Genomic DNA, 26,496 nt, shown 5'->3' on the forward strand with positions numbered 1-26,496 from the left:
ATCTCAAGCTGATTCCTGAGTGATACCCTATCATTTCAGCTTGAGATTCACCCAATATCCTGTACCTTACCAAGACTATTTTTTGCAGCCTGCTTTCATTCGATGAGTGACCTGCGCTGCTTTATTTGAGTTTAAGTTCATGTCACAAGCTAGCATCAAATTTATTGCCACCGATATGGATGGCACCTTACTTGACCAATACGGTCGTTTAGACCCTGAGTTCTTTGATCTGTTTTTGCAGCTAGAAGAGAAGGGCATTCTATTCTCGGCGGCATCGGGGCGTCAGTACTACAGTTTGCGCGATACGTTTGCACCGATTCAAGACCGTATGATTTATGTGGCGGAAAACGGCACCTTGGTGATGTACCAAGATAAAGAGCTATATAGCTGCACCATTCCAAAAACAGAAATTGATGCGATCATCCAAGCGGCTCGTGAAATTGAAGGCACGCACCTAGTGCTGTGTGGTAAGCGTTCGGCTTACATTGAAACCAAAGATCCTAAAGCGTTGGAAGAGTTCCAGAAGTACTACCATCGCTGTGAATACGTGCCAGATCTATTGGCCGTTGACGATGAGTTTATCAAGGTAGCGATTTGTCACTTTGGTGGTTCTGAAGAGTTGGTTTTCCCAACCATGAGTGCGAAGTTTGGTCACAGTCATCAAGTTGTGGTGAGCGCGAAGATTTGGCTAGACGTGATGAATGCAGAAGCATCAAAAGGCGCGGCGATCAAACACCTTCAAGATACCATGGGGTTTGGTCCAGAAGAGACCATGACGTTTGGTGATTACCTGAATGACCTAGAGATGCTGCAAGTGAGCGAGCATTCCTACGCGATGGAAAACGCGCACGAAGCGGTGAAGAAAATCGCACGTTTCTCCGCACCAAGCAATCGTGACTCGGGCGTAATGAAAGTGATCAAAGAGAAAGTGCTTTAATCTCTGCCTCGCCAGTTTCGAACATAAAAAAGCCCCGCTACGTAATGAGCGGGGCTTTTGTTTATCTCAAGTTAAGTATCTGCAGCTAAGTAGCTGAAGCTAAGTATGCGTCTGCTTAGCGGACGTATTTCGCTGTCGCGCTGACAAACCAATGTTGCAACTTGCCATCTGGGCTCTCTACCCACAGGTCATTATGGTAGCGGTAGATGCGACCATTCACGGTGAGGGCTAGCGTGTTGTCACCGGTTTGCTCCATACGAATAAACTGATCAGAAGTCACCAAAAACGGTTCCAAATTATCCGTGTTTGCGCCTTTGTACACCACAAAGTAACCAAACATATTGCCGGCATCTGGATCTGTCGAATGAATGCGATGGCCAACCAGTGTGTAGTTGTCATTGAGCGCTTCTTTGAGGGTTTGTGCACCTACGGTTTCGTGAGAAGGGATAAATACCCAAGCCAGTACACCTGTCGCGATCACTAGCAGTAATAGTACTGCTCGCATGAAGTTTTTCATCATGGCTATCCGTTTAACGTTGGAATTTCATTTTGTACATGCGCTTATCCGCTAAATTGATCAGGAAGTCAATGTTGTCTGCGTCTTGCGGGTAGCTAGCGACCCCCAAACTTGTCGATAGGCCATTGGCTTGCTCAGAGGAGAGAATCGGCTTTTCAAACACCACATTGATATGGTGCGTGACTTCATCGATTTTCGTTTGATCAATAGAGTCGACGATCACGGCAAATTCGTCGCCGCCCATGCGGTACACGGCAAAGTCATCCAGCGCCATTTGGCTTAGACGAGTTGCGATTTCTATGAGCGCAATATCGCCAGCTTGATGGCCTAAGGTGTCATTGATGTCCTTAAAGCCGTTTAAATCGAGCAGCATGAGTGAGAAAGGCGAGTTGGTTTCTTCCTTTCGGTGTAAATCAATAAACAGCGCGCTTCGGTTAGCAAGCTTGGTGAGCGGATCGCTCAATGCCATTTTTTTGTGGAACTTGGACTCACGTTTATAAAAATACGTCAGCAGTGCCACGGTTAGGACAAAGATACCGAGCAATACGTATTGCGCTTGTAGCAAGTTATACGCTTTCTCTTGTTGATGTTTGTAGAGGGGACTGGCAACACGAAAATGCAGAGTGACGTAATCGATCATTTGCATGTAGAGGTTTTGAGTTTCACGATAAAACTGACTCGCGGCGACGCTACTGCCCGTTTTCGCTTCTACTAATATTGGTTCGAGTTGTTGGAATTGGTCAAACAGAGAAAGAAAATAAACTCGAACCTCTTCTCGTGAGAGAAAAGAATCGGCTTCTTTATTGTTAATCAGCAAATCAAAACGGCTCCACGCTAGCTCGTATTGCAGCTCAGCGGAATCGATGTTCATCACGCTTTCGTTCAAGCGTCGAGCTTCCCCTACCAGTTCAGATAATTCTTTCGAAAGATGGAACAAGAACCAAGTGGCTTGGTTTTGTTGATCCGAATAGGTTTTAGTGAGCGCTCGAGTTTCTTGCAGTAGTAGTACGTTTGCGAACAACAGTGTGGATGCAAATATCAGTAGGAGTAACTTGCTCTTGGTTGAAAATGGCCCCTGATGAGGGGGATTGGGCTTTGCTTTCATTGTTATTCTTCTTTCGCGCTGATCCTGTTTATTTGCCATACCATTTGTGAGTGGTATAGGGCGACATCAATTTCCGGATATTCATCCATTGAGTAGATCAGCCAGTATGGGCCTTTATTTCTTACTTTAATGTAATGATGGTTTTGCTTATACGCCACGATCGGTTGATAGCGCAGGATGTCTTCGCGCGAGAGGTTTGAATGGTAGTCATTAAGTGCACGAACTTCGACACGCTCAGGTACTTTGCCAAAGGCATGTTGTAGGAGGGTGCTAAGTTTTACACCGTCAAATTCTGCTGGGCTGTCTAGCCAAGGAAGTTGTGTGGTGTAAGTGGTTTGAGGCAAGGACTCTAAGTCTTTTAGTGCCACAACGACATTGGGTTTCTCAGGACTGCTAAACTGTATTGTGTTTGCAAAAAGTATTGGTGCAAACAAAAGCAAAGCGAGTGCTAGTGTTTTTCTCATCTTGTGCCCTTTGATTTTTATTGCCGGCATTGCAACTAGAGCGAACATCGCCAGTTAAAATCTCGGTCATATATTTATTAATAATAGAGCCAACCTGATGGTTTTATATAATACGTTATGGGTGAAAAGTAACCGTTGGTGGAATATACGTCAAGGTTAATGAGAGAGTTAAAAATAGAACTATTGGATGAATATATCATTTCGTTCATTTTGTGTGCAACTCGCACCACGTTGTCTAACTTTCGCGACACATTCAACTCAATCGGAGATGCGATATGTTTGATTGGTATTACAAGGTTATCCTCAATTACACCAACTTTAGTGGTAGAGCAAGACGCCAAGAGTATTGGTACTTTACGTTGGTGAATGTGTTGGTCAATTTAGTCATGGCTATCATCGATAGGGTGATTGGTAGCCTGATGCAAATGGATAATTTTGGTTTTTTCGGTGTGATTTATGCGCTGTTTATCATGATACCGTCGATAGCGGTCACCGTGCGTCGCTTACATGATTCAGGACGCTCAGGTTGGTGGGCTCTTATCGCCTTTGTTCCAATTATCGGTATTTTGGTGCTGTTGTACTTCTTGATTCAAGACAGTGAAGAAGGCTCGAACCAATACGGTGCGAACCCTAAATATCAATCATGATGATGAGAATCGAGTGGGTTTAGATGCCTGAGCCCACTTGGAAATAAACCGCGCTGTCCTCATCGCTGAAGGCAAAGTCCATACCTGCTTGTAACCCATAACGGCGAGCGATGAGGTAACGAAAGCCGACGCCATAAGCGTATTCGGCATCATTTTCGAATAACGACTCATTTGTTGATGCGTAACCAAAACCGCCAAAGATATTGGTCGACCAGCGGGTATTCCATTGGTAAGTCAGTTGAGATTCTACTGATAAGGTTTCGTCACCTTGATAGCGATTTCTCGCCACGCCACGCAGTTCAATGTCTGGGTAAGACGCTGGTGGTAAAAAGCGCTCGTCAGTGTAGAGTGCCTTGTATTGTCCACGCAGTGCCAACGACCAATCGTCTGCCAGTTCCCAATAATTAATCCCCTCTACATCCAACTGCTCGTATTCGTAATCACTGCCAATGGCGTCGTTGTACCAAAGGTACTCCGCTTTGTAGTTGTAGCCCTCGGTTGGACTAAAGAAGTTGTTTCGGCTGTCCCATTCCACTGTTAAGCCCAATCCAGAAGTGGTGGGTGAGGTATTGGTCAAGGTTTGCAGCAGCTTATCTGCAACAGGAGAGTTAGTGATTTTTTGGTCGGTGACGAAATAGAGCTGTTTCACCCCGATAAACAACGGGGCATCAATAATGCGGTATTGAAGATGGTTGAGCATGCCGCCGCCAGTAATCTCGAAATCTAACCCCTTACCATTAAATACGTTATCTAGCCCAGGTAAGGAGGATTGTGGATAGAAGGTCATATTAAAGTCGCCATATCCGACGCCACCAAGGTAACGAACCGTGTCTTGCGCCCAGGTCCGGCGGTGACCAAGAAAGCCCATCCAAGTACCGTTTTCAGTCGCGAAACCACCTACCGCGGTGATTGCAGGTGTTAACAGTTGAGCGCCCCCATCGAGAGATGTTTCGGCTAACTCACGTCTTTTCTCTTGTTGCTCATCGGATTCATGCAAGAACACGCCAGTAAAGCCCAAACCGTAGCCGACGGCAGGCTCAGTAATCACAATCGGAACAGGTAGAAAGCCATAGGCGTTTTCAGCAAGGTATTCGCCCATATCTAATTGCCCATCGATGGGATCGAAGAAGCTTATTGCCTCGACAATAGGAGAGGTTGCTAACAACCCGAAGCAAGTCGAGGTTAACAGGGCTGACGTTGGTTTTTTCATACAGTGTTAGCGATAATTGAATGATGTTCAATTACAAGTTAGACGTCATTTCGCCAAATTGCAATGGGGGCTGTGTAAAGGGGAGGTGAGTGTTTTTAGAACACAAAAAGCCACCCAATGAATGAGTGGCTTTGTATAGGACAAGATATTAAACCGTTTGGTTTTTCATCGCTTTTTGTTTTATCACCAGCAAGTACTACGCAAATAAGTGCTTCGCATGGAAGTTTAAGTGCTCAGCAATAAAGCTCGAAATAAAGAAGTAGCTGTGGTCGTAACCTGATTGCATTCGCAATTCAACTTCAGAATCATGAGCTTTTGCTGCCGCCAGTAACGCATCTGGTTTCAATTGCTCAGCAAGGAAGTTATCTGCATCACCTTGGTCGACTAAAATCGGCAATGGGGATTTGTTTTGCTTAAGTAATTCGCTCGCATCGTATTGTTTCCAACTCTCAATATCCGTGCCTAGGTAAGCGGTAAACGCTTTTTGGCCCCAAGGACATTGCATTGGGTTACTGATTGGGCTGAACGCTGAAATTGAGCGGTATTGGCTCGCGTTTTTCAAACCAATCGTGATTGCACCGTGACCACCCATGCTGTGACCGGAAATCGACTTCACATCTGAAACAGGGAAGTTGCTTTCTATGATCGCAGGCAGCTCTTTGGTGATGTAATCGTACATATGGTAATGACGTGACCACGGTTCTTGCGTCGCGTTTAGGTAGAAACCTGCGCCTTTACCTAGGTCGTAATTTTCGTCGTCTGCCACGTCGTCACCGCGAGGGCTTGTATCTGGTGCCACAATCGCGATACCCAACTCTGCTGCCATTTGAAATGCACCGGCTTTCTGCATGAAATTCTCGTCGGTACAAGTCAGGCCAGATAACCAGTAAACCACTGGAACTGGGTTTGATTTTGTTGCATTAGGTGGCAAGAAAATCGCAAAGCGCATGTTGCAATTGAGTGTGCGAGATTCGTGCGTGTACTGTTTATGCCAACCACCGAATACTTTGGCTTGGCTTAGGCTTTCAATGGTCATGGATAATCTCTCGATAAAACAATGTTTATTTAAAAACAGTGAGTATTTAAAACAATGATTTTCTAACGGCGGACAAGACCGTTAAGACAGTGGATGGCTCTCTTCCCGAGGAAAACGTGTCCAGAGAGAAGAGAGCTTATTTCAAATTTTCAAATATCAATCACATTACGTGAGTTGTATCTTGGATTATTTATCCATGTGAAGAACAGTACGGATAGATTCACCTTTGTGCATCAATTCGAATGCTTCGTTCACGTCTTGTAGACCCATAGTGTGCGTGATGAATTCTTGGAGACCGAATTCGCCAGCCATGTAACGGTTTACGATTTCTGGAAGTTCAGAGCGGCCTTTAACACCACCGAAAGCAGAGCCACGCCATACACGACCAGTTACTAGTTGGAATGGACGAGTTGAGATCTCTTGACCTGCGCCCGCAACGCCGATGATTACCGACTCACCCCAACCTTTGTGACAACACTCAAGAGCTTGACGCATCACGTTTACGTTACCGATACATTCGAATGAGTAGTCAACACCACCGTCTGTCATCTCAACGATAACGTCTTGGATTGGTTTGTCGAATTTCATTGGATTGATGCAATCAGTTGCGCCAAGTTGTTTTGCTAGCTCGAACTTGCTTTCGTTGATGTCGACACCGATGATTTTGCTTGCACCAGCCATACGTGCACCGATGATTGCAGAAAGACCGATACCGCCAAGACCGAATACAGCAACTGTGTCGCCTTTTTCAACTTTAGCTGTGTTAAGTACCGCACCCATACCAGTGGTTACGCCACAACCTAGAAGACAAACTTCTTCAAGTGGCGCTTCTTTGTTTACTTTCGCTAGTGAGATTTCTGGAAGTACAGTGTACTCAGAGAAAGTAGAACAACCCATGTAGTGGAAGATTGTCTCACCATTTACAGAGAAGCGGCTTGTGCCATCTGGCATTAGGCCTTTACCTTGTGTTTCACGTACTGCCTGACATAGGTTAGTTTTGCCAGATTTACAGAACTTACACTCACCACATTCAGCTGTGTAAAGTGGGATAACGTGGTCGCCAACTTCAACGCTTGTTACGCCTTCGCCAACCATTTCAACGATACCGCCGCCTTCGTGGCCAAGGATTGAAGGGAAGATACCTTCTGGATCGTCACCTGATAGAGTGAATGCGTCAGTGTGACAAACACCAGTTGCTACGATACGAACAAGAACTTCGCCAGCTTTTGGAAGTTGTACATCAACTTCTTCCATTTTTAGCGGCTCACCTGCAGCCCATGCAACCATTGCTTTTGATTTAATGTGAGTTTGACCTGGTTTGATTTCAAGTGCCATTGGATGTTTCCTTTATATTCTCAGTATGTAGAGTGACGTCATAAGCGTAGTTGAGAGTTTCTCTCTACGCTGCGTCGTTTTGTTGGTGCCCATTTTAGGTGTTTCACGAAAAATGATAATCCGGTTAAATTGAAAATGATTTTTACGTATGTGTAATAATGGGCGATTGGAGCCGTTATTTATGCAAGCAAATAAGTAGCAGAAAAATCGCATTGTCGTTTGACCTCAACTACGGTTGAGGTTTTATTGTGTCGCCCATTGCGAAGAAACAGCGAGTTAGGATCACAATGAACAACACAGATTTACAGGTTTACTTAGATAAAATAGGTGTTGCACAAGCCTTAGACATCAGCATTAATTTATTGTTCAAGTTGCATATCAATCAACAGCGGAAATTTCCATTTGAAAACTTTGATATTGCATTGGGGAGAGGCGTATCTATCTCTGAGCGAGACATTATCGACAAGCTGGTCTATCACAACCGTGGGGGATATTGCTTTGAATTGAATGGATTGCTTTTAAGAGTACTGCAAAAGGTGGGGTTTGATGCTAGACCGCTTTTAGGTCGCGTGCACTTGTCCGGTACGCCCTCAGGTAGAACGCATCAGTTTACTTTGGTCACAATGGGCGATGAAAAATGGATTGTCGATGCTGGCTTTGGCTCGAATACGCCGAGAGCACCATTGCCATTCGTACTTAACCAAGCTATTCATACCGATATTCAAACATTCCGCTTTATTGAAGACGATCGCGTTGGATATATGTTGCAAGTTCAATCATATGACAATGAAAACCAGTGGCTTGATATGTATAGCTTGGATTTTGAACATGTGTTTGATGGCGACATTGTTTGCGGTAATCACTTTGCTTCTACGTCACCCACGTCGCGCTTTACGTCTAGTCGCGTAGCCACGCTGCCTACGGAATCGGGGATCATCACACTGGCAAATCATACGTTAAAGTATCGAGAAAATGACAAAGTGGTCGAGGTAGAGCTTAACGGAGGCCCTGAGTATCTATCGGCATTAAAAGCGCATTTTGGTATTGAGCTAGATGCCGAGTACCAAGACTTAAAACCGTTACCTCAGCTATAACGATTCTGAATGACTGAGCCATTGATGTTTAGTTGGAAGTATAGTGAACATCAATGGTTTAAATCAGTCTATGATACATCGATTATTGGTTTAAGTTATTGATTAAAAAGAGTGTGAACGAGAGTCACAAATTCTATTTAGTTACGATAAGTTGTAAGAAAGTCGCAACTTAATTGTCATTTTTCCCACCTAAGCTCCTCGCCCGATTTCAAATTATTACTCTTTATCGGGATGGGAAAAATGAAACGCAGTACATTGACCGTACTCTCCGTTCTGATTGCAGCTACTCTAGTTGGTTGTAATTCAGACTCTTCAAGCAGTGATACACCAGAGCTCGAAGCGCCAGTTCAAGTGGCGTTTATGCCAGACATCCACTTCCACGATGTATATGGTGACTTCCAAGACGGCTCTTTCCAAGGTCTCTACACCAATGACAGCGGTAAATATGCGACGATTCGTACCATGCAGTCGCAGATGGAATCGACGCGGTTGTTTAACGAAAACTATTTCGCGATGATCGCTGCACTGGATGACGTGGTAGAGCGCGGAATTAAATATGTTGCGCTACCAGGGGATTTCAGTGATGACGGCCAACCTGTGCACATGCGTGGGTTAGTGAAAATCTTTGACCATTATCGTGAGACTTATGGTCTTGAGTTTTTTGCTGCACCGGGCAACCATGATCCCAACAAACCTTTTACCGTGGCAGCGGGCAAATCTGATTACCTTGGTGAGGGCGGCAAGAAACAACGCATCTTTAGCCGAGGTAAGGATGAGTGTGTTGATTACGAAGGCGAGTGGGGGATCATTCCCGGTGAAGGCGACAATTTAGACACCATCTGTACGGAAGAGGTACAAGAGTGGGGCTACAAAGAGATCATGGATATCCTTGGTACGCATGGTTTCTATCCTCAAGAAGATTATTTGTATTTCGAAACGCCCTACAGCAGTGAAGAAGCTCGTAACAACTATTCATATGAACTTGCCGCCGAAGAAGCCGCTTATGATAAGCGCATGTTTGAGATTTGCCACCAAGGGACGGGCGGTGAATACAAACAAGACGGTTATACCAACTGTGCGGTGGTGCCAGATACCAGCTACTTGGTAGAGCCAGTAAAAGGCTTGTGGTTGTTGCCGATAGATGCAAACGTCTACAAGCCAAAAGACACCTTGGTAGAAGATTCCATCAGCGGCGATGACTTCGATGGCTCCAGCAGTGCAGGCTACAACATGATGCTGACCCACAAACAGCACGTGATTGAGTGGATCAGTGAGGTCGTTAAAGCGGCAAAAGAGCAGAACAAAACACTTGTGTCGTTCAGCCATTTTCCAATGACGGATTTCTATAATGGTGCATCCGAAGACATTGAAGACTTGTTCGGAGAAGGAAGCCATCAGTTATCTCGTGAGCCAAATGACGATACCAGTAAAGCACTTGCAGCGACGGGGTTGAGCATTCACGTTGGTGGCCACATGCACTTTAACGATACGGGTAAAAAGAGTTACATGATCGATGGCGTTCAACACACGCTTTTCAACATTCAAGCCCCTTCTCTGGCGGGCTACATTCCAGCTTATAAGCTATTGAACATCCGTCCTGATCATCAAATCGAAGTGGAAACTGTCGTGATCGACAAAGTTGAAGGCTACAACGAGTTGTTTGAGCACTATGCGAGGGAGCATGACCATCTCACAGAACAAGCTGGTGATGACGAAACGGCAAAAGCGAGCATTTGGAATAAAGAGATTCTTGAAGCTGAAAGCTATTATGCTCTGACTGATTGGCACATCCGAGAACTGACGCGTCTGCGCTTCCTACCAAGTGATTGGCCACTGGAAATGCGTGAAATGCTTTTGCACATGGATGGTGATGATATGTTGATCATGTCTCAGCTTTCTACTCAATTTACCGTGTGTCAGTTAGCGAAAGAGCTAGGGTACGACATCGTTAATTGTGATGAAAACGCGGTCGTAGATTATGAGCAATTCCAGAAAGATTGGCAGGCGGCGACGCAACAAGCTCAAGCGATTGCTCAACAGGGAGGCTTTAATCTTGATGACTTTGCTACATGGAATGGTGAAGAGCTAGCAACAGATTTCTACCGCCTGCGTAATGCCGATGAACTGGCTTTCCGCGATATTGAAGAAGCACAGCTATTGCAATACGAGTTGTTAAGTCGAGAGCTGGCGGAGTTCGCGGGAACGGTCGATTCTGAACTTGGTGACTTAGGTGAATACTCGGTTGGTGAAGTCTTCCGATCCCGTTTTGGTAGCCTATTTGTGATCCTAGAGAAGTTTGCAACGGGACAAGCCAGTGACCACTTCTTGATTGATACTGAGCAGCAAACATTGACGGATTTAAAAGGCGAAGTGAAGCGAGATATTCTCAAACACTGATTTGCCTATATGCAATAAATGGAAAGCGCAGCTCAGTCTGCGCTTTCTTTATTTGCGCTATATCTCAGTAAGTTATTTGCCAAAAGTTTACCTTTAATTATGAAGAATAGATGAGGTAAATCATGCGCTTCGAATACTTATTAGATGATGACGTCACCCCCGCACTCGATGCCAAGCTAAGAACGTTACTCGCTACTTGTTTTACCAAAGAACAAGATAAAATCTTCCGAACTCAGCGCTATTTTCAAGAGATGCCACGCCATCGTTACCTTATTTGGGATGACACTCAACTTGCGGCTCATATTGCAGTACATGAAAAGCAGGTGATGATTGACGATCAATCTTTTCCGATCAGCGGCATTGCCGAAGTTTGCGTCCAACCGGAGTATCGCGGCAAAGGGTTAGTGAAAATGTTGCTCAAAGTGATTCATCAAGATGCACTCGAGAGAGGTGATGCTTTTTCTGTGTTGTTTGGGCGAACACAGGTTTACCAATCGAGCGGATACCAACCTACCGACAATCTAAAGATGGAAGTAAAACCTCGCGAATGGATGAGCACAGAAGACACCATGGTGCTGTCCCTAAATATCATTTGGCCACAACAAGCGGTGCATTTAGTCGGCTATCCTTTTTAAACAGGTTTTCTCTGCATTTAACTTTGTGTGAGAATAAGCAATAAATAGAATTCCATAGGAACCACAACCATGGCGAATTGGGAAGGCGTGAGCGAGTTCGTTGCTGTCGCAGAAACCAACAGCTTCACTGGCGCAGCCAACAAGTTGAAAACATCGGTGGCGCAAATCAGCCGTCGTGTCTCTGCGCTTGAAGAACGTCTAGCCGTTAAATTGCTGCACCGCACTACGCGAAAAGTCTCACTGACCGAAGCGGGGCAGCTCTATTATCAGCAATGTAAACACCTTGTCGAAGGTCTAGAGTTGGCAGAGTTAGCGGTCACGCAAATGCAAGCAGAGCCGAAAGGTTTGCTCAAAGTAACCGCTCCTGTGACTTACGGTGAGATGAACTTAGCGCCGTTGCTACACCAGTTTATTGAGAAATATCCGCAGGTGAATCTGGATTTGAATCTGACCAACCAAAAGTTAGATTTGATTGAGCAAGGTGTCGATGTGGCGATTCGTCTCGGACGTTTGCAAGACTCCAGTTTGATTGCCAAGCGTTTGTCATCTCGACAGCTTTACGTGTGTGCTAGCCCAGCGTACTTAGATCGCTCTGGCGAACCGCACACCTTGTCTGAGCTGAGTCACCACCAATGTTTGGTCGGTACTGCTGATTACTGGCACTTTAAAGAGCAAAAACGTGAAAAGTCTTTACGCGTTTCTGGCCGAATTAAATGCAACAGTGGCTTTGCCTTGGTTGACGCGGCAAAACGTGGTTTAGGTTTGGTGCAACTGCCCGATTACTACGTGCAAGAAGCGTTAGATAACGGTGAACTGGTGGAAGTGTTAACCGATTACCGCGACGATCGTGAAGGTATTTGGGCGCTGTACCCACAAAACCGAAATCTGTCGCCAAAAGTGCGCTTACTGATTGATTTCTTGGCTGAAAATATGAACTAGGAAAAGTGTCCCCAGCACTTTGCTTATCAGGGGTTATTGATTCGCAAAGGCGGGGACTTGCAGGATGCTGCTTAGTTATTAAATATGTCGTTCAATTTGTAAAACACACTCGGTTGGTAGTATTTGAAGCGTGCTGTCAATTGACCTTCTTTTATCTCAGAAAAAGTACTTTCGACGCCAAACGTAAGTTCCTCACTCATACGCAGAAAATCACGAGGCATCGTTTTATCGTCTGGGTGATTCATTACAACGGCTTGGTGGCGAGTTTGGGCGTGAATATGCTCAAAGCTATGCGCTGTATTTACTTCCCAGTGAATATTGTCACGGTAATAAGTTACGAGTGAGAAGTCTTCGACATCGAATACTCTTTGTGTAATGGCTGTTCTGTGTTTTAAATCAACGCCAATGTAGTTATCATTTAATAGCTCGTTATTAAATATCAGAGTAATATCTGCGACTTGATTACTAGTATCGGTTTTTTCTTGATAATAAACGGAAAATGTTTCATCAGATTCAGACCAGCGACATTCCATCTCATAGTGAAAACCAGACATCTCATTCAAATGATAGTCGGATTCGCAAAGGTCATGTATCTGGTCATAAGTTTTCTGAAAATGGTCGGCTACGGCTTGATACATCGGAACGACAGGTTCAATCGGATTAATAGGTTCTCCGGGCTCTATGGGGTGAACAGGTGTTTCTGGCTCAATCGGATGCACAGGATACTCGGGTTCAATTGGATGGACAGGCTCACCCGGCTCTATAGGGTGAACCGGGGGCGCGGGTTCGATTGGCTGAATAGGTTTTATTCCAGAATCAATGCCGTTGTCACCGCTTGTGTCTGAGGAATTACACGCAACCAAGAATGGCAATATACTCGCAAGCAAAAGAGTTTTTTTCATATTTTTACCTAGTCATTATAAATTCGTTTTGATGAAAAATAAGAACACTCAATTACTATTCCATTATCCTCTTTATTATTTTTTAATTTAAAGAGAAGAGTGATTCCTGACATTACGGTTAATGCCTTTCCTAATATTATTTAAGCCAACTGACGTTTAGATATAAACAGAATAAAAAGTAAACTTCAGATTTACGATAGAACTATATTCGTATATTACCTCCTCTTTTTCTAAACTGCCTTTATGCGTATTCAGTGATTAATGTCTTTTTCAGCCAATCGGTGGCAATACCGTTGGCTCGAATTTCTGATGTAATCATGTCTACTCGAAACAAATGCCCTTTTTCCCCAAGGCTCGTTTGAGCAATAGCTACTTTGTGTGAGTTTTGGTTCGCTAATGCCAGTGGGATGATAGCCCAACCTATATCTTGGCTTACAAGCTCTATGCTTGTTTCAATATCATCAATTCTGATCTTGTTGACTTCTTCGAGGTCGAGGAAGCGATTGTCCAAATTGAATACACTACTTCGCGTTATTTGGGTGGTGCCTACCAAATCACTTGGTACGACAACTTTATTTTTCAGAGGGTTACCCGGCGCGCAAATTAAACAGGTCTTCACGTGATCAATAGTTTGATACTGGATCGTACTATCGAAAAAATGCCTTCCAACAATCAATGCTAGGTCTACTTCATCCTCTTCGAGCATGGCAACCACATCTTGGGTTGGACGTTTATGGAGCACTAATTCCACTTGAGGAAACTGTTGCTGAAACCCAATGATGATTTGGCGCATCTTGTCATCCAGTAACCAGTCATCAATGGCGACCACGACTTTATCCTCAACACCTTGAGCCAAGTGTTCCGCATGGCGCAAAAATTTTCTCTCTGCAGCGAGCACGCTTTTGGCGTAACCGAGTAAATTATCTCCTTCTGCGGTGAGCTTTGGTTTATAGCCGTCACGTGAGAATAACTCGACCGATAAATCGATCTCTAAATCACTGATGGCATTGCTAATCCAAGACTGCGCTTTACCCTGCTTTCGCGCTGCAGCAGAAAAGGAACCAAGCTCAGCGGCATTTACAAAGGCTTTTACTTTATCGGTGTTCATGCTTGCCTCGTCGTTATGGTGGGTAGATTATCGACAGCTTAACGAGGTTAAAAGATAGACTCTATATGGATTTGTTATAGTGATTGAAGTGGAGTTTTTAGAGAGAGAAATGAGTTTGGTTGTAATTTATTGATATTTATAGGATATAAGAAATAAGCGCTGAGCTTTTGACCAAAAAACTCAGCGTTATCTATAGTAAAAGTAATATAAAGTTACATTTACTGCTCGTTTAATTCTGCATCTTCGCGCTTGATGACCTTGTGGCCGTCTTCCGATACGCCTTGTTTCCAGTAACTGCTGAGGTAAAGGTTTTCACGTTCCACTTCTTTTTCGTTACGGAAGTATTGGCGTAGCGCACGCATCGAGTCGAACTCACAGGCACACCACACAGCAGCTTCACCTGTTTTCCATTCCAGTGAGCGAACCTTATCTTCGAGTGATTGCTCGGTGATCCAATGGATTTCCATACCTGCTGGTGCTTCGAGAGTTTGGATATCTGCTTCAGAGATCACACTGATCACCGCATAACCTGTTGCGTCCTCTGGCAGAGTGCGAATCTTTGCAGACAGCGCTGGCAGTGCAGTCATGTCCGCCGCCATAAAGAACCAGTCTGCTTCTGTATTTAGGTTCGAGATGCTGCCAGGGCCAGCGATGTTAATAGTGTCGCCTTCTTTGGCAGACATTGCCCAACGCGCGGCAAAGCCACATTGTAGGTCTTTGGTGATGTGACGTACGAAATCGACTTCAATCGTGCATGCTTGCGGGTCGAAGCGACGAATGGTGTAAGTACGCATGACAGGGCGGTTGTCTTCTGAGAAGCCTTGAATATCGGTGCCGCCGGTTTCGTTGAACAACAGCTTGATGTAGCTGCCTTCGCAATCTTGTGGGAAGTTGCCTAGCGCGTCACCTTGCAGGGTAATGCGCTGCATGTTCGGTGTGACGGTTTGTGTGTTGATGACAACGAGGCTTTTTGGTTGTGGTTTCTTTTTCATTTTAATTCACATTTCACTACGTTTGATAACTATTCTCTTTCTCATCTAAGATTAACAGCATCTCAATAAGGCAGATAGTGTCTTTATCTAAATTTACACTCTGATCTGAGAATCGGCGATTTAATTTCGGTACGCCTGGCTCAAATGAACACTTCGTCGTCTCGCTTTATAAGATAGTCACTGGACAATAAAAAAGGGCACCGAAGTGCCCTTGAGAGAATAATGGAGCTTGTTTACTGCGTTTGTTCTAACAAATGCGTCTTCAGGAATCGATCCATCGCTTGGTAACCATCAAGACGGTTTTCTAGTGAACGGAAGCCGTGACCTTCGTTCTCCTTAACGATGTACTCCACTTCAACGCCGCGGTCACGCAGAGCATTAACGATTTGGTCAGATTCACTCTTCACCACTCGTGGGTCTTTCGCGCCTTGCAGAACCAACAGTGGTGCTTTGATTTGGTCTACGTGGAACACCGGTGAGTAAGCTTTCATCATCTTCGCGTCTTCTGGATCTTCCGGATTGCCCACTTGCTCATGCAGCATGGCTAGGAAAGGTGCCCAGTATGGTGGAATAGAATCCATGAAGGTGAACAGGTTAGACACGCCAACGTAGTCGATGCCACATTTGTACAGGTCTGGCGTAAACGTCACACCAGCCAATGTCGCGTAACCACCGTAAGATGCGCCGTAGATGCACACTTCGCCATCTTGTGCGTAACCTTGGTCAATCGCCCATTTTACGCCGTCCGTGATGTCGTCTTGCATCGACTGACCCCATTGCTTGAACGACTTCTCCCAAAACTCACGGCCATAACCCGTTGAGCCACGGAAGTTCATTTGCAGTACCGCGATACCACGGTTGGCAAACAGCTGAACTTCTGGTTGGAAGCCCCAATGGTCACGCGCCCAAGGACCGCCGTGTGGCAAGACCAATAGTGGTAAGTCTTTCGCTTCACGACCTTTTGGCAGTGTTAGATAACCATGAATGGTTAAGCCATCACGAGCGGTATAAGTGATTGGCTTCATCTCGGCCATGTCTTCTGGTTTATGCCAAGGTGCGTTCGCAGCTAACTTCTCAAGTTGGTCTGAATCGCGATCGTAGTAGTAGTAATTTGGACGGTCGGTGTCGCTGTAGGTCACGACAATCATTTTTCTCTCGTCGCGAGTCGTGTTGTTCACCGAGATTTCAACGCCCGGAAGCTTTTCTTGCAGACGCTCAAAAGTCTCTTCATAACCTTTATCAAGGAAATGGTACTGACGCTTGTCCGTTACATAAGAGATCGTCGTGAGCTTGTTCAGTGCGTTTGAGTAACTCGCATTTGTGACGTCCACTTCTGGATGAGAGAAGATCTCGCGCACTTCTTTGTTTGCTTTCACATCGTATTCAATGATCGCGGATTTATCGCGGGTAATACGAGAAGCAACATATAGGTTCTTGTTGTCTGGTGTGAACGAGATTGGCGAGAAGTCTTCTTTGAAGGTGAGGTTCTTCAATGGACGGAACTCTTCATCCACAGTGTCACGATAGAGGACTGCGGTGTTTACGCCGTCTGAAGTTGAAATCACACGAATGTTACCATCGTGGTCCGTACCCCAGTAACGCACGTTGCCTGGGTTTTGCGCAACCAGCGTGTTCTCACCGGTTTTCAAGTTATGACGATAAACATCAAACACTTGCGGGTTACGTTCGTTAGTCGTGATAAGAATGTCGTCAGGCTGACTTTCTAAGGTGTCGATAACATAAGCCACGACATCGGACGTTGGTGTGATGGTTTTCTCTTCGCCCGTTTTTACGTTTACCGTAACGAGGTAGAAGTTTTCATCACCACCCGTGTCGCGAGAATAGATGATGGTGTCATCGCCAACCCAGTAATAGTAAGCGATGTCGCGATCGGCAATGGATGTGATGCGCTTGACTTGATCGGCTTTGCCCACGGGATGAACAAAGACGTTTTTACGATCTTGCCACGGTTTCATCATCGAAATGTAATCGCCAGCTGGGGAGATTTGGTAGCTCGATACTTCTGAATTACGGAAGAAATATTCCACCGGATATTCTGGCGGAATGACCTCTGCAGTCGTGGTGGTCGAGGTTTGGCTACAACCCGAAACGAGTAAGCCAAAAGCGGTAGCAAGAATGAGCTTGCGAGTACGCATTGTGTAACGCTCCTTGTGTGACAGACCTGTCAGCATCGTGCTTGTCGGTCAGAGTGAATCGATTGTCGCGGCAAAATACAGCGCCGTGACAAAGCAGTGATGAAGTGCGCCCAATCGCTAACTTAGCTCAGGCGAGTGCTTATTAAGTTTTCATGTTTTAGTCACTGCTGTTGCTACTATGACCCAATCCATCCGTGGAAGTGGCGATTATTTGTACTTACCGAACAAAGGACTAGCTAAAACTTGGCATAAGTCACACTTATCTTTCATTGTTTTATCATTTATATCATTGGGATAGTCGACAGAAGTAGAAGCGCCGCCATGCCATAGTTGAAGCCTTTTACGCGTTTAGACGTGGTCAACCAACGTTGAAGTTGCATGCCTGCCGCCGTCCAAAAAGTCACAGAAGGCAGGTTTGCTAAGCAGAAGATGCCAGCGATAAAGGCCAGTTCTAGCCAAGATCCGCCACTGCTGTATACGGTGATGGCAGTGAGTGCCATGGACCAGCCTTTAGGATTCACCCATTGAAACGCCACTGCACCCCAAAAGCTCATTGGTCGGTAATCATCTTTGACTTCCGTTTTGCTGCTGGTTGCTATTTTGTACGTGAGGTACAACAAGTAAGTCAGGCTCATTACCTTCAGGACGCTATGCGTGATCGGATACGCATGAAACAAGCCCATAAGACCAATGCCAACCAAAATCAGCATCGCAGCGAAACCCAGTGTGATGCCTAACATGTGTGGGATAGTGCGCTTAAAGCCGACGTTAGCGCCAGACGTCATAAGCATGATGTTGTTCGGTCCTGGAGTGAAGGTCGAGACAAACGCAAACAGTGCCAACGCACCAAGTTGATGGTATTCCATAATGTGTTCCTGCATTTCTGTTTTGCCTGCGAATCAGCAGGCAAAGGATTACGTTTTCTGACCGGTCGAGAACAATGATAGGTAGAAGCGCCATCAATTTTGTGCTTTTATTTGACGAATACTCACTCGCTAAACAACAAAAGAGCATCATGGATAGATTTGACGAAAGAATATTGCAAGCGCTGAAATCAGACGGAAGAATCTCCAATGTGGAGCTGTCTGAACGAGTTGGATTATCGCCATCCGCGACCTTGCGCCGAGTGCAAGATTTGGAGCGAAAAGGCGTGATTAAAGGCTATAGAGCGGTGCTAGATAATCAACAAATGGGCGTCGGTTTTGTCGCGTATGTGTCGATAGGCTTGGCATCGCATTCTAAACACGCGCAACTAGGCTTTGAAGAGCACGTTCGATTTGTCGACCAAGTTGTCGAGTGCCACAACATTACGGGTTCTAACGAGTATCTATTAAGAGTCGAAACTCAAGACCTAGCGGCGTACAAAGCGTTTCATGCCGATGTTCTTGGGGAATGCGAACACGTAAAAGCCATTACAACCATGGTGGTGATGGACACGCCAAAAGATGAGCGATAGCTCGTATAGAGAACATTGTTTTGTGGCACATCAATTTGAAGTGACTCGAAAGAGTCAGTCGAGTATGAGTAAAGTCCACATAAAATGCTGGAAAGCAGTCTGCAATCTGACAATTCCAGTATTTATTCTCACCTTCTAAATAATCTCATCCTGCTAGTTTTTCTACGTCGCTGCCCGGTTCGCGTGCAGTGGATCTGAAAATTTAAGGATGAATGATGAAATCATACGTAACCCTTCCTCTTGCAAGCTTGGGCGCAGTTGCGGCTTTAAGCTCTTTTAATGTCAGCGCTCATGGCTGGGTCGAGTTTCCAAGTGCACGTCAAAATACTTGTTATTTAGATGGCGGCTTTTGGACCAATGAAATCCCAAACCAAGCTTGTCAGGCCGCTTATGACGAGTCGGGCGCATATCCCTTCGTACAACGTAGCGAGATTGCTGCAAACGTGCCGAACTACCGCGATATGGCGCATGTGAAAGCGATTGTTCGTGACGGTGAACTTTGTTCAGCGGGTGATGCTGCTAAGAAAGGTTTGAATATCCCATCTCCAAATTGGCAACGTACTAACGTGACGCCAGATGCAAACAATCAAATCGAATTGGTGTTCTTCGGCAAAGCACCGCATAACCCGTCTTACTGGGAGTTCTACCTTTCTAAGCCAACATATGATGATGCGCAACCACTGACTTGGGATGATTTAGAGCTGATTGATACTGCTGGCGATGTGTATGTGGATGCAGAAAAACGCTACCGTATGCAGGTAACCTTCCCAGCCGATCGTTCAGGTGATGCGATTCTCTATACTCGTTGGCAACGTATTGATGTGGCAGGTGAGGGCTTCTACAACTGTAGTGACATTACCTTGAACGGCAATGGTACAACGCCTCCAACCGATCCAGTAGACCCAACCGATCCGGCAAACAACCTGACTGCTCTGGGTTACTTTGTCCCACAAGGCTTTGGTCCGGTAGAGGCGGGAGATACGGTACGATTCCGCACGTTTAATGCAACGGGCAGCGAGATCGTCGATCTGTCACTACCAATCAGTGCAAACAACACCACAACGTGGGCTGCGGAGTTAGCTGATCAGTTTAACTCGCAGCAAACGGGCGATTGGTACGTGGGTATTTGGCACGAAGCAATGAACCACTATATGTTCGATACCAACAACATCTACGCAAACCAAGTGTTGGCTCCGAACGCTAACTTTAGCTACGCGTTGTCATTGATTAAAGGTGATACTACACCGCCGGTAGAGCCGACCAACCTTTGGAGTAAAGATGCAGTGTACAACCAAGGTGACGTCGTGACACACAACGGCCGTGAATGGACAGCGCAGTGGTGGACGCGTGGTGAGGAGCCTGGAACTACAGGTGAGTGGGGTGTTTGGCGTTAAGCTTCATTCTTTCCAAATACGCAAAACCCTTCTCAATTGAGAAGGGTTTCTTGTTTTAATTCAGGCCGTTTTCGCCTTGCCAAGGTTGCCAGTTCATCATCGCATGATCGGCCAATTTGAGCATCGGAATGTCTTCGTGGGTATCGCCGTAAGCATAAATTGTTTCGTATTGGTTCAAGTCGAAAGCACGTTGCACACGCTCGACCTTTCTTTCCAAACTGCAATCACCACTTTGGTAACGACCACTAATGTGTTCGCTTTCGCTGAGTAATTCACTACATAGTAATTGGTAGCCGTGTGTTTGGCTCCATGGTTTTAAGTAGGCGTTAAGTGATGCTGAGACCACGACAATGGTGTCGCCTCGCGCTTGGTGCCATTCCAGTTTCGCTTGGGCTTCTGGGCGAATGTGTTTCTCAATCACCTCTTTTGCAAACTGGGCTCCTAACGCTTCAACTTCTTGCGTTGTTCTTCCTGCAAAGGCGATGAAACTGGCGATAGGGCGCATTCGCTTAGCTGGGATAATCCCTGCCTTGTAGAGTGCATAGAACGGTAGAATCACAACGTTTCCGACCCACTTGCGCAGGCCAAAAACAGAATAGTGGAGGAAGGCGCTAAACATATCCTCATCGGTGATGGTGCCATCAAAATCAAACAGTGCGAGAGAGGGCTTTTGGCTATCTGACAATCCGCTGCCTTATGGTTTAGTGTGCGTGTCCGTGAGAGAAGTTTATCACCATCACGCCCGCTGCGATAAGTGCCATGCCAATCCAAAGGCTAGTATCCATGTGCTGGCGGTAAACCAATTGCGAGATTAAAGTCACCGATACAATTGCCAAACCTGCCCAAAGAGCGTGAACAATGCCAACTGGCATGCCGCCTTTCATCGCCTGCGCCAAACAGACAAAGGCAGCTAAGTGGCCAACTAATACAAGGGTTGCAGGCAGCGGTTTGCTAAAGCCATCAGTGGCTTTAAGTGCAACGTGTGAAAGGGCTTCTGCGCCCACGCCTAAAAGTAAGAAAAACCAGCTCATTGTTATCATTCGTCATCGGTTAATTTGGAATGGGGCTAGTATATTGATGTCGAATAAAATGATAATCCCATAAAAATTCAAATGACTTTTACTTGGTTGTAATAATAAGCCAGTCTTACATACGCTTACATCAACTCGTTGCCGCAATCGTTACACTGCCGCCGTCTTGGAAAAGGAGCGTGTACAGATGCATAAAGCAATAGCGAGTATTGCAATGGTGCTTGCACTGAGTGGCTGTGGTGGCGAAGGAATAACGACAAACTCTGTGCCTAAGTTTAAAGATCACAGAGCGAACTATGAGGTGGACGGTATCGATCTGCTGCATCGTTCGATTACGGACACCATCAGCGACGATTTACTAGGCTTTGAGGCCGAGAACTTGTCTCGCAAAGTGACTTACACGCTCGATCGACTCTCATTAAACATTTTGCGTGATTTTAATGTGAGTACCCTCGCGGAGTTGGAAGCTCTAGTCCCGAATGTTGGTGATAACAAAACCTCTCTGATTTTTGAGTTTCACTTGATGCGGCTAACGCCTGAAATGGTGATGGTCAGCTCATCGAACGAGATTGAACACTTCTTTTATGAAGCGGAGATCATCGAAACCCGTTTTGGTATCTCAACCTATAAATTCACCGAAGCACCAACGCGTGTTGACATGGTGGTGTATCCAGAAGGCATTGCGATTGAGGCGTTCAACCAAGGTTATCAAGCTGAATATGATGCAAGCAAAGGCACGTACAAGGTGCGTTTGCAGTACGACGATAATGGTGAAAAAAGCCAATATGATGAGCTGATAGTGGACTTAAACAATGATCAAGTTCGGCTGGAGATAGGCACAACGACGATGGAAGGGCTAGAAGTCAAAGACAGCGTTGAGCAAAGCCATCGATTCGAATACAACCGCAAACAAAACACACTCTCACGCCAATAACACGTTTTTATCTATGAACATTGAAGTGGTGACTAGGTTCATTTCTGAGTAACGGTTGGGAGACTGGCTCGGAGTCATGACTTCAATTTCTTTTGCGCCTCACCTAGACCCTTTATTGCGCACATGGGGAAAGTTAGGGTTTCTTTCCCCGTTTTTCTTTAGCGAAAATAAGATGTTGCCAATTCTGAACACCATGTTACGAGCGCTTTTGTCGTGATTTGATGCTCCATTCCGATAGGGTGAAATAGGCTAAACGGCACCTTTATGTTATTCGCGAGAAGTGAAGTATTAATCTTTTTTAACTTTTTTTTGTGGGCATAGCGTTGACCAACGGACAGTGGAAGAAGAGTCCATCCACCATTTTCTAGTAATCTGACTAATAAAGCGTGGCTGCTTACGACTCGAGTATGTGTCGAGAAAGCTTGAATCATCCCCTCTCCGTTGACATGGTTATGCATAAGGTACTGCACCTCAAGCTGTGCATCTTCGAGGCCAAAATCAGTTTTGTATGCTAGGTCGCTATTTGGATTGACGAACAGACCATAGGCAACATAACCAAGATGTTTATAAGCGCATGGATACTCGGGTTCAATGCTTCCTTTTGCAGGAAGTATCGCGAAATCTAATTTATGCTCTGAAACCGCTTTTATTGCTTGTTCTCTATTTGTCTCTAGCCAATGTATACGCATTTGAGGGAATTGCTCTAGGCTTCGCCGTTCCAGCTCTGCGATAAGCTCAATTGGAAAGTCCATGTCGTACCCCAACTTCATTTCCATTTTCGGCTCATCAAACATGGCTTGACTAAATTCTTGCAGCTTTTGATTTTGACGAAGCACTAGACGGGTTTGTGGGTATAGGTGCTCAGCTCTTGGAGTCGCAAGGGCTTTACGCCCTTCAATAATGAATAACTCGAACCCTAAGTCATCTTCATAAGCTTTTACCAGTTCACGAACCGTCGTTCGGTCTTTTCCTAGGTGACGTCCAGCGGCGCTATATGAATGGTGTTCATAAACGGAGACAAAAGCGTAGAGTTGATCGAGAGAGTGCAAATGAATTTCCTTACATTATGAACGTAATATCCCCACATAAGTGGTTTTTAAGATAGTAATTATCCATCCATAATTGGTGCAAATTCTGTTATTAAATTTGCGAGAGAGATGTCCTTTAACTCCACATCTTACGCCAAAGTGCAGCCACCAATATTTAGCGCTGATCTATTCAAAGTTATTGTGACCGTAGCAATCCCAGTCACACTGCAAACCATTTTGTTCTCAAGCAAAGGGGTGATTGATCTCGTCATGATCGGGCAGCTTACTGAACAAAATATCGCAGCAATTGGTGTGGCGAGCCGCGCACTATTTGTGGCAACAATATTTTTAGCTGGTGTCACCGCGGGTGGAGCGATGCTGACCGCGCAATATTTTGGGGCCAAAGACCAGAAGGGAGTGACACGAAGTACTGCATTGACTTGGATAATGGCGACATTGGCGTCGTTCATCCCATTGTTTGCTTTTCACTTTTATGGTGATGACATCATAGGGCTGTCGACCAAATCGCCGGAAATCATCGCGTTGGGCCATCAGTACTTGCAGGTATCGAGTTGGAGCCTGCTCGCTGTCGCCTTTGTCGGTAGTGTTGCTGCTGGTTTACGAGCCATGCACCAAGCTGCGTTAAGTACCTGGTTTAGTGGCCTCGGCATTGCGTTAAATGTGTTGTTTAACTGGGTGCTGATTTTTGGTCACCTAGGGTTTCCTCAGCTTGGCTTAAAAGGTGCAGCGATAGCAACGGTCCTGAGCTCCATGCTGGAAGTGGCTGTGATTTATGTGTTCTTAAAGGTTAAGGCGCATCCTCTAAGATTTGGCACTCAAGCACTCAAAGATGCAGTTCAGTGGCGCTATGTTCGATCGTTTTTCGCTTTATCAACCCCGACAACACTTAATTTCTTAGCGTGGTCAGGTGGTTTGTTTGCTTATACCGCCATTATGGGGCAAACCGGAGAGGCAGGCTTGGTGGTGCTTTCTGTGATTACACCGATAGAGGCTTTTTCTCTCAGTTTTTTGACGGGTATTGCGAATGCTTCTGCCGTCATCGTTGGGAATCAACTTGGAGCGAATAAGCCTGAACTAGCCTATGCCCAAGCGAAAGGATTTACTGTTATTGCCATTGGTGTGACTCTGGTTGTGTCGATTTCTTTGTGGTTCCTGCAATCCTCGGTGTTAGACCTGTTTACGGCGTTATCTGCAGAAACAAGACGAATGGCAGAGCAGTTTTACATGATTTTGTGTGTCGGTATTTTGTTGCGTTCTTTGCCTACGCTAATGGTCGTTGGTGTATTGCGAGCTGGTGGGGATGTTAAATTTTGCCTTTACCAAGACTTATGCACTCAATGGTTGTTTGGTATTCCATTAGCGGCTCTTGGTGCTCTTGTGTTCAGCTTTTCTGCACCGGTCGTGTTCGCGATGTTCTTTTTAGAGACGCTGTTTAAGTGGGCGGCGTGTTTACACCGATTTCGCAGTCGAAAGTGGATGAATTGTTTAGTTAAAGAAGGGTAATAGTAATGAACTTACTCAGTGTTTATGAAGCTTATGGTGTGACCATCGCCGTGCTTGTGTTCGTAATGATCTATTTATTTATTCACGTGAAATACATTCGCCACCATGCGATGCACAAGCGCTTTCTTGCGGCGCTTTGGGAGTTGATGAAGAACACCATTCACGGAGAGCACATCCGCACCATGGGTTACAAGCATGAAAAGGAAACAACAACGTCAAAAGAAAAAAATAGCTAGGAAGGCTCTTATCGGGGCTGCTTTGATACAAGTCTAGAGCGATTCCACTTGTATCTTTTTGGGGAATGGTGAGCATACCTTCCCCTTTTTTATTTCTAAAATGATAGATGGTTATTGATAAAAAACTGCCAACCAAATTGTCTCTTGTTCTGGGTCTGTCCAACTGACGCGATGCTTCGTATGCGCCGGAATGTTGATATGGTCACCGGCTTCTAAACGTTTTACCGATCCATCTTCATAAGTCAGTTCGCCTGCGTCTTGCAGCACCAACACCCACTCATGTTCTTCTTGAACGTACCACTTGCCCTCTGGCGTGGTTTGCCCCTTTGAGGCAATACGCTCGATGCGCAGTTGTTTATGTGTGAGTAAATCTTCGAACACTTCTTCACTCAGATCACTGGGTAGGTCTTTAAACAGATTCATAATGCCTCTTCCTAAATAACGATCAATCCAAATGGTGCGAGCAGTTGTTCTTGCTGCCAGTCACAGATCTTAACACCGTATAAAGAGACGCGGCGAATGTCCAAGCCTTCTAAGTCGACGTGGGTAAGATCGCTCTCTTCTATATTAAAGCTGCCCCATTGTTCTCGACTGAATTCTCCTCTCGATAAGTCAGAGCCTTTAAAGCTCGCGCCCATCAAATTGGCACCGTTCCATCGGTTTTCAAATAGATCACATTTCTCTAGCAGTGCGCGCTCAAAATTGGTGTAAGCCAAGTTGCAGCCCGTGATATAGGCGATACAAAAGAACACCGTGTTGCTGACGCGATTAGCGAAGTTGGCACTTTGAAAGTTTGCGCCCTTCAAATCGCATTTGCGCAGTTCGATGCCGACGCAATCTGCGCCATTGAACTGAGACATGGTCAACATGCAGTTGCTAAAGCTGGCATCTTTCAGTTTGGCATAACGGAAACTGCAGCCTTCTATGTCGCTCGGCTGGATAAAACGGCAGTCAATAAACTTGGCATCACTCAGATCGGCGTGGTCGAAATTGCACTGATAAAAGCGGCAGTTTTCAAAGGTGGTGTTTTGCAAATCGTGATGAGAAAAGTCTTCCTGTTCGAAAGTGAGATCGGTCTTAATCATGGCTTTTTATCTTTTCTTTGTTCGGTTGGAAGCAGACTAACACCCTAAGTGACTGATTTTCCAGAAATATAACTTGTTGTATTTCAGTGGCTTACAAAGGCCGAAAATCGCCAATTTAAGCGGTCAAATTGGCGATTTGAAGTGGGTATTTTTTGAAAATAACCCGAGCATATCGAGAAAAAAGTTTTGTTGAGCACAGAGGCTCTCAGGGGAGACGGAATGAGAACTGCGACGCATGCTTCTCACACGCACAGTTTGCATTACAGGATTGTGTCCTATTTGCATAATTTGTTGATCAAATTGGCGTTTTTGTATACGTAAAAGCTATATTTTT

At 45.4% G+C, this 26,496-nt stretch carries 27 protein-coding genes; 11 read left to right on the forward strand and 16 right to left on the reverse strand.

What is annotated here, in order from left to right; translation table 11 throughout:
• The first annotated feature begins 139 nt into the window (after positions 1-139).
• A complete protein-coding gene (locus L1076_RS21935; RefSeq protein WP_038869755.1) occupies positions 140-937 on the forward strand; it encodes a Cof-type HAD-IIB family hydrolase in 798 nt (265 codons plus the stop codon).
• A 115-nt stretch (positions 938-1,052) separates the two neighbouring features.
• On the opposite strand, the gene L1076_RS21940 is transcribed toward L1076_RS21935, so the two are convergent.
• Genes L1076_RS21940 through L1076_RS21950 form a run of 3 tightly spaced genes read right to left on the reverse strand, consistent with a single transcriptional unit; the run spans position 1,053 to position 3,023 of the window.
• Positions 1,053-1,457, reverse strand: coding sequence for a hypothetical protein (locus L1076_RS21940; RefSeq protein ID WP_237304468.1), 405 nt, complete (start codon positions 1,455-1,457; stop codon positions 1,053-1,055).
• A gap of 10 nt (positions 1,458-1,467) precedes the next feature.
• Positions 1,468-2,559 carry a GGDEF domain-containing protein gene (locus tag L1076_RS21945; protein ID WP_038869750.1) on the reverse strand — a complete coding sequence of 364 codons (1,092 nt, stop codon included), beginning with the start codon at positions 2,557-2,559 and terminating at the stop codon, positions 1,468-1,470.
• A 2-nt stretch (positions 2,560-2,561) separates the two neighbouring features.
• Complete coding sequence (locus L1076_RS21950) at positions 2,562-3,023, reverse strand: oxidoreductase (RefSeq protein WP_038869748.1); 462 nt, start codon at positions 3,021-3,023, stop codon at positions 2,562-2,564.
• 275 nt (positions 3,024-3,298) lie between these two features.
• On the opposite strand from L1076_RS21950, the gene L1076_RS21955 reads away from it, so the two are divergent.
• Positions 3,299-3,670, forward strand: coding sequence for a DUF805 domain-containing protein (locus L1076_RS21955; protein WP_038869746.1), 372 nt, complete (start codon positions 3,299-3,301; stop codon positions 3,668-3,670).
• Between the two features lie 19 nt (positions 3,671-3,689).
• Here the strand turns inward: L1076_RS21955 and L1076_RS21960 are convergent, their stop codons facing one another.
• The 3 genes from L1076_RS21960 to L1076_RS21970 form a co-directional block, all read right to left on the reverse strand.
• On the reverse strand, positions 3,690-4,880 hold the full coding sequence (locus L1076_RS21960; RefSeq protein ID WP_039975482.1) for a BamA/TamA family outer membrane protein: 1,191 nt from the start codon (positions 4,878-4,880) through the stop codon (positions 3,690-3,692).
• Between the two features lie 196 nt (positions 4,881-5,076).
• Positions 5,077-5,916 carry an S-formylglutathione hydrolase gene (fghA, locus tag L1076_RS21965; protein ID WP_038880216.1) on the reverse strand — a complete coding sequence of 280 codons (840 nt, stop codon included), beginning with the start codon at positions 5,914-5,916 and terminating at the stop codon, positions 5,077-5,079.
• A gap of 186 nt (positions 5,917-6,102) precedes the next feature.
• Positions 6,103-7,251: an S-(hydroxymethyl)glutathione dehydrogenase/class III alcohol dehydrogenase gene (locus tag L1076_RS21970; protein WP_005428461.1), complete on the reverse strand. Its 1,149-nt coding sequence runs from the start codon at positions 7,249-7,251 to the stop codon at positions 6,103-6,105.
• 287 nt (positions 7,252-7,538) lie between these two features.
• On the opposite strand from L1076_RS21970, the gene L1076_RS21975 reads away from it, so the two are divergent.
• The 4 genes from L1076_RS21975 to L1076_RS21990 all read left to right on the forward strand — a co-directional run bounded on the left by L1076_RS21975 (position 7,539) and on the right by L1076_RS21990 (position 12,316).
• On the forward strand, positions 7,539-8,345 hold the full coding sequence (locus L1076_RS21975; protein ID WP_237304469.1) for an arylamine N-acetyltransferase: 807 nt from the start codon (positions 7,539-7,541) through the stop codon (positions 8,343-8,345).
• 240 nt (positions 8,346-8,585) lie between these two features.
• Complete coding sequence (locus L1076_RS21980) at positions 8,586-10,742, forward strand: metallophosphoesterase (protein ID WP_237304470.1); 2,157 nt, start codon at positions 8,586-8,588, stop codon at positions 10,740-10,742.
• Positions 10,743-10,864: 122 nt separating this feature from the next.
• A complete protein-coding gene (locus L1076_RS21985; protein ID WP_038869736.1) occupies positions 10,865-11,377 on the forward strand; it encodes a GNAT family N-acetyltransferase in 513 nt (170 codons plus the stop codon).
• 69 nt (positions 11,378-11,446) lie between these two features.
• The gene (locus tag L1076_RS21990; RefSeq protein ID WP_038869734.1) at positions 11,447-12,316 is read left to right on the forward strand and encodes a LysR family transcriptional regulator; all 870 of its coding nucleotides are present in this window, start codon (positions 11,447-11,449) and stop codon (positions 12,314-12,316) included.
• A 71-nt stretch (positions 12,317-12,387) separates the two neighbouring features.
• On the opposite strand, the gene L1076_RS21995 is transcribed toward L1076_RS21990, so the two are convergent.
• The 5 genes from L1076_RS21995 to L1076_RS22015 all read right to left on the reverse strand — a co-directional run bounded on the left by L1076_RS21995 (position 12,388) and on the right by L1076_RS22015 (position 18,340).
• Positions 12,388-13,218, reverse strand: a complete 831-nt coding sequence (locus L1076_RS21995) for a hypothetical protein (protein ID WP_237304471.1) — start codon at positions 13,216-13,218, stop codon at positions 12,388-12,390.
• A 241-nt stretch (positions 13,219-13,459) separates the two neighbouring features.
• Positions 13,460-14,326 (reverse strand): LysR family transcriptional regulator, encoded by an 867-nt coding sequence (locus tag L1076_RS22000; RefSeq protein WP_050566710.1) that lies wholly within the window; start codon positions 14,324-14,326, stop codon positions 13,460-13,462.
• A 218-nt stretch (positions 14,327-14,544) separates the two neighbouring features.
• Positions 14,545-15,318 (reverse strand): siderophore-interacting protein, encoded by a 774-nt coding sequence (locus L1076_RS22005; protein ID WP_237304472.1) that lies wholly within the window; start codon positions 15,316-15,318, stop codon positions 14,545-14,547.
• A gap of 233 nt (positions 15,319-15,551) precedes the next feature.
• The gene (locus tag L1076_RS22010) at positions 15,552-17,474 is read right to left on the reverse strand and encodes a S9 family peptidase (RefSeq protein ID WP_237304473.1); all 1,923 of its coding nucleotides are present in this window, start codon (positions 17,472-17,474) and stop codon (positions 15,552-15,554) included.
• Between the two features lie 281 nt (positions 17,475-17,755).
• Positions 17,756-18,340 carry a LysE family translocator gene (locus L1076_RS22015; protein WP_039975475.1) on the reverse strand — a complete coding sequence of 195 codons (585 nt, stop codon included), beginning with the start codon at positions 18,338-18,340 and terminating at the stop codon, positions 17,756-17,758.
• Between the two features lie 149 nt (positions 18,341-18,489).
• Between L1076_RS22015 and L1076_RS22020 the strand changes: the two genes are divergently transcribed.
• A complete protein-coding gene (locus L1076_RS22020; protein ID WP_027726611.1) occupies positions 18,490-18,930 on the forward strand; it encodes an Lrp/AsnC family transcriptional regulator in 441 nt (146 codons plus the stop codon).
• A gap of 215 nt (positions 18,931-19,145) precedes the next feature.
• Positions 19,146-20,324 carry a lytic polysaccharide monooxygenase gene (locus L1076_RS22025; protein ID WP_237304509.1) on the forward strand — a complete coding sequence of 393 codons (1,179 nt, stop codon included), beginning with the start codon at positions 19,146-19,148 and terminating at the stop codon, positions 20,322-20,324.
• 55 nt (positions 20,325-20,379) lie between these two features.
• On the opposite strand, the gene L1076_RS22030 is transcribed toward L1076_RS22025, so the two are convergent.
• A complete protein-coding gene (locus L1076_RS22030) occupies positions 20,380-21,009 on the reverse strand; it encodes an HAD family hydrolase (RefSeq protein WP_237304474.1) in 630 nt (209 codons plus the stop codon).
• A 16-nt stretch (positions 21,010-21,025) separates the two neighbouring features.
• Positions 21,026-21,355: a multidrug efflux SMR transporter gene (locus L1076_RS22035; RefSeq protein ID WP_005434828.1), complete on the reverse strand. Its 330-nt coding sequence runs from the start codon at positions 21,353-21,355 to the stop codon at positions 21,026-21,028.
• Between the two features lie 187 nt (positions 21,356-21,542).
• Between L1076_RS22035 and L1076_RS22040 the strand changes: the two genes are divergently transcribed.
• A complete protein-coding gene (locus tag L1076_RS22040) occupies positions 21,543-22,289 on the forward strand; it encodes a hypothetical protein (protein ID WP_237304475.1) in 747 nt (248 codons plus the stop codon).
• Positions 22,290-22,447: 158 nt separating this feature from the next.
• Here L1076_RS22040 and L1076_RS22045 read toward each other — a convergent pair whose 3' ends face one another.
• Positions 22,448-23,338, reverse strand: coding sequence for a LysR family transcriptional regulator (locus L1076_RS22045; protein WP_038869717.1), 891 nt, complete (start codon positions 23,336-23,338; stop codon positions 22,448-22,450).
• Between the two features lie 108 nt (positions 23,339-23,446).
• Between L1076_RS22045 and L1076_RS22050 the strand changes: the two genes are divergently transcribed.
• Together L1076_RS22050 and L1076_RS22055 are read left to right on the forward strand one after the other, a co-directional pair.
• On the forward strand, positions 23,447-24,841 hold the full coding sequence (locus L1076_RS22050; protein WP_237304476.1) for an MATE family efflux transporter: 1,395 nt from the start codon (positions 23,447-23,449) through the stop codon (positions 24,839-24,841).
• A gap of 5 nt (positions 24,842-24,846) precedes the next feature.
• A complete protein-coding gene (locus L1076_RS22055) occupies positions 24,847-25,077 on the forward strand; it encodes a hypothetical protein (protein WP_038869716.1) in 231 nt (76 codons plus the stop codon).
• Positions 25,078-25,188: 111 nt separating this feature from the next.
• Here the strand turns inward: L1076_RS22055 and L1076_RS22060 are convergent, their stop codons facing one another.
• Together L1076_RS22060 and L1076_RS22065 are read right to left on the reverse strand one after the other, a co-directional pair.
• Entirely contained in the window at positions 25,189-25,500 is a 312-nt protein-coding gene (locus L1076_RS22060) for a cupin domain-containing protein (RefSeq protein WP_237304477.1), read from the reverse strand.
• An 11-nt stretch (positions 25,501-25,511) separates the two neighbouring features.
• Complete coding sequence (locus L1076_RS22065; protein WP_102389039.1) at positions 25,512-26,162, reverse strand: Qnr family pentapeptide repeat protein; 651 nt, start codon at positions 26,160-26,162, stop codon at positions 25,512-25,514.
• Positions 26,163-26,496: the final 334 nt, after the last annotated feature.

It is taken from the genome of Vibrio sp. MMG023, from assembly GCF_021654215.1.
In the GTDB taxonomy this organism is placed as follows: Bacteria; Pseudomonadota; Gammaproteobacteria; order Enterobacterales; family Vibrionaceae; genus Vibrio; species Vibrio jasicida.

Excerpts from the sequence above, each read along its gene's own strand:
- L1076_RS21935 (WP_038869755.1), top strand. The coding sequence starts at position 140 with ATGTCACAAGCTAGCATCAAATTTATTGCCACCGATATGGATGGCACC.
- L1076_RS21940 (WP_237304468.1), bottom strand. The coding sequence starts at position 1,457 with ATGATGAAAAACTTCATGCGAGCAGTACTATTACTGCTAGTGATCGCG.
- L1076_RS21945 (WP_038869750.1), bottom strand. The coding sequence starts at position 2,559 with ATGAAAGCAAAGCCCAATCCCCCTCATCAGGGGCCATTTTCAACCAAG.
- L1076_RS21950 (WP_038869748.1), bottom strand. The coding sequence starts at position 3,023 with ATGAGAAAAACACTAGCACTCGCTTTGCTTTTGTTTGCACCAATACTT.
- L1076_RS21955 (WP_038869746.1), top strand. The coding sequence starts at position 3,299 with ATGTTTGATTGGTATTACAAGGTTATCCTCAATTACACCAACTTTAGT.
- L1076_RS21960 (WP_039975482.1), bottom strand. The coding sequence starts at position 4,880 with ATGAAAAAACCAACGTCAGCCCTGTTAACCTCGACTTGCTTCGGGTTG.
- fghA (WP_038880216.1), bottom strand. The coding sequence starts at position 5,916 with ATGACCATTGAAAGCCTAAGCCAAGCCAAAGTATTCGGTGGTTGGCAT.
- L1076_RS21970 (WP_005428461.1), bottom strand. The coding sequence starts at position 7,251 with ATGGCACTTGAAATCAAACCAGGTCAAACTCACATTAAATCAAAAGCA.
- L1076_RS21975 (WP_237304469.1), top strand. The coding sequence starts at position 7,539 with ATGAACAACACAGATTTACAGGTTTACTTAGATAAAATAGGTGTTGCA.
- L1076_RS21980 (WP_237304470.1), top strand. The coding sequence starts at position 8,586 with ATGAAACGCAGTACATTGACCGTACTCTCCGTTCTGATTGCAGCTACT.
- L1076_RS21985 (WP_038869736.1), top strand. The coding sequence starts at position 10,865 with ATGCGCTTCGAATACTTATTAGATGATGACGTCACCCCCGCACTCGAT.
- L1076_RS21990 (WP_038869734.1), top strand. The coding sequence starts at position 11,447 with ATGGCGAATTGGGAAGGCGTGAGCGAGTTCGTTGCTGTCGCAGAAACC.
- L1076_RS21995 (WP_237304471.1), bottom strand. The coding sequence starts at position 13,218 with ATGAAAAAAACTCTTTTGCTTGCGAGTATATTGCCATTCTTGGTTGCG.
- L1076_RS22000 (WP_050566710.1), bottom strand. The coding sequence starts at position 14,326 with ATGAACACCGATAAAGTAAAAGCCTTTGTAAATGCCGCTGAGCTTGGT.
- L1076_RS22005 (WP_237304472.1), bottom strand. The coding sequence starts at position 15,318 with ATGAAAAAGAAACCACAACCAAAAAGCCTCGTTGTCATCAACACACAA.
- L1076_RS22010 (WP_237304473.1), bottom strand. The coding sequence starts at position 17,474 with ATGCGTACTCGCAAGCTCATTCTTGCTACCGCTTTTGGCTTACTCGTT.
- L1076_RS22015 (WP_039975475.1), bottom strand. The coding sequence starts at position 18,340 with ATGGAATACCATCAACTTGGTGCGTTGGCACTGTTTGCGTTTGTCTCG.
- L1076_RS22020 (WP_027726611.1), top strand. The coding sequence starts at position 18,490 with ATGGATAGATTTGACGAAAGAATATTGCAAGCGCTGAAATCAGACGGA.
- L1076_RS22025 (WP_237304509.1), top strand. The coding sequence starts at position 19,146 with ATGAAATCATACGTAACCCTTCCTCTTGCAAGCTTGGGCGCAGTTGCG.
- L1076_RS22035 (WP_005434828.1), bottom strand. The coding sequence starts at position 21,355 with ATGAGCTGGTTTTTCTTACTTTTAGGCGTGGGCGCAGAAGCCCTTTCA.
- L1076_RS22040 (WP_237304475.1), top strand. The coding sequence starts at position 21,543 with ATGCATAAAGCAATAGCGAGTATTGCAATGGTGCTTGCACTGAGTGGC.
- L1076_RS22050 (WP_237304476.1), top strand. The coding sequence starts at position 23,447 with ATGTCCTTTAACTCCACATCTTACGCCAAAGTGCAGCCACCAATATTT.
- L1076_RS22055 (WP_038869716.1), top strand. The coding sequence starts at position 24,847 with ATGAACTTACTCAGTGTTTATGAAGCTTATGGTGTGACCATCGCCGTG.
- L1076_RS22060 (WP_237304477.1), bottom strand. The coding sequence starts at position 25,500 with ATGAATCTGTTTAAAGACCTACCCAGTGATCTGAGTGAAGAAGTGTTC.
- L1076_RS22065 (WP_102389039.1), bottom strand. The coding sequence starts at position 26,162 with ATGATTAAGACCGATCTCACTTTCGAACAGGAAGACTTTTCTCATCAC.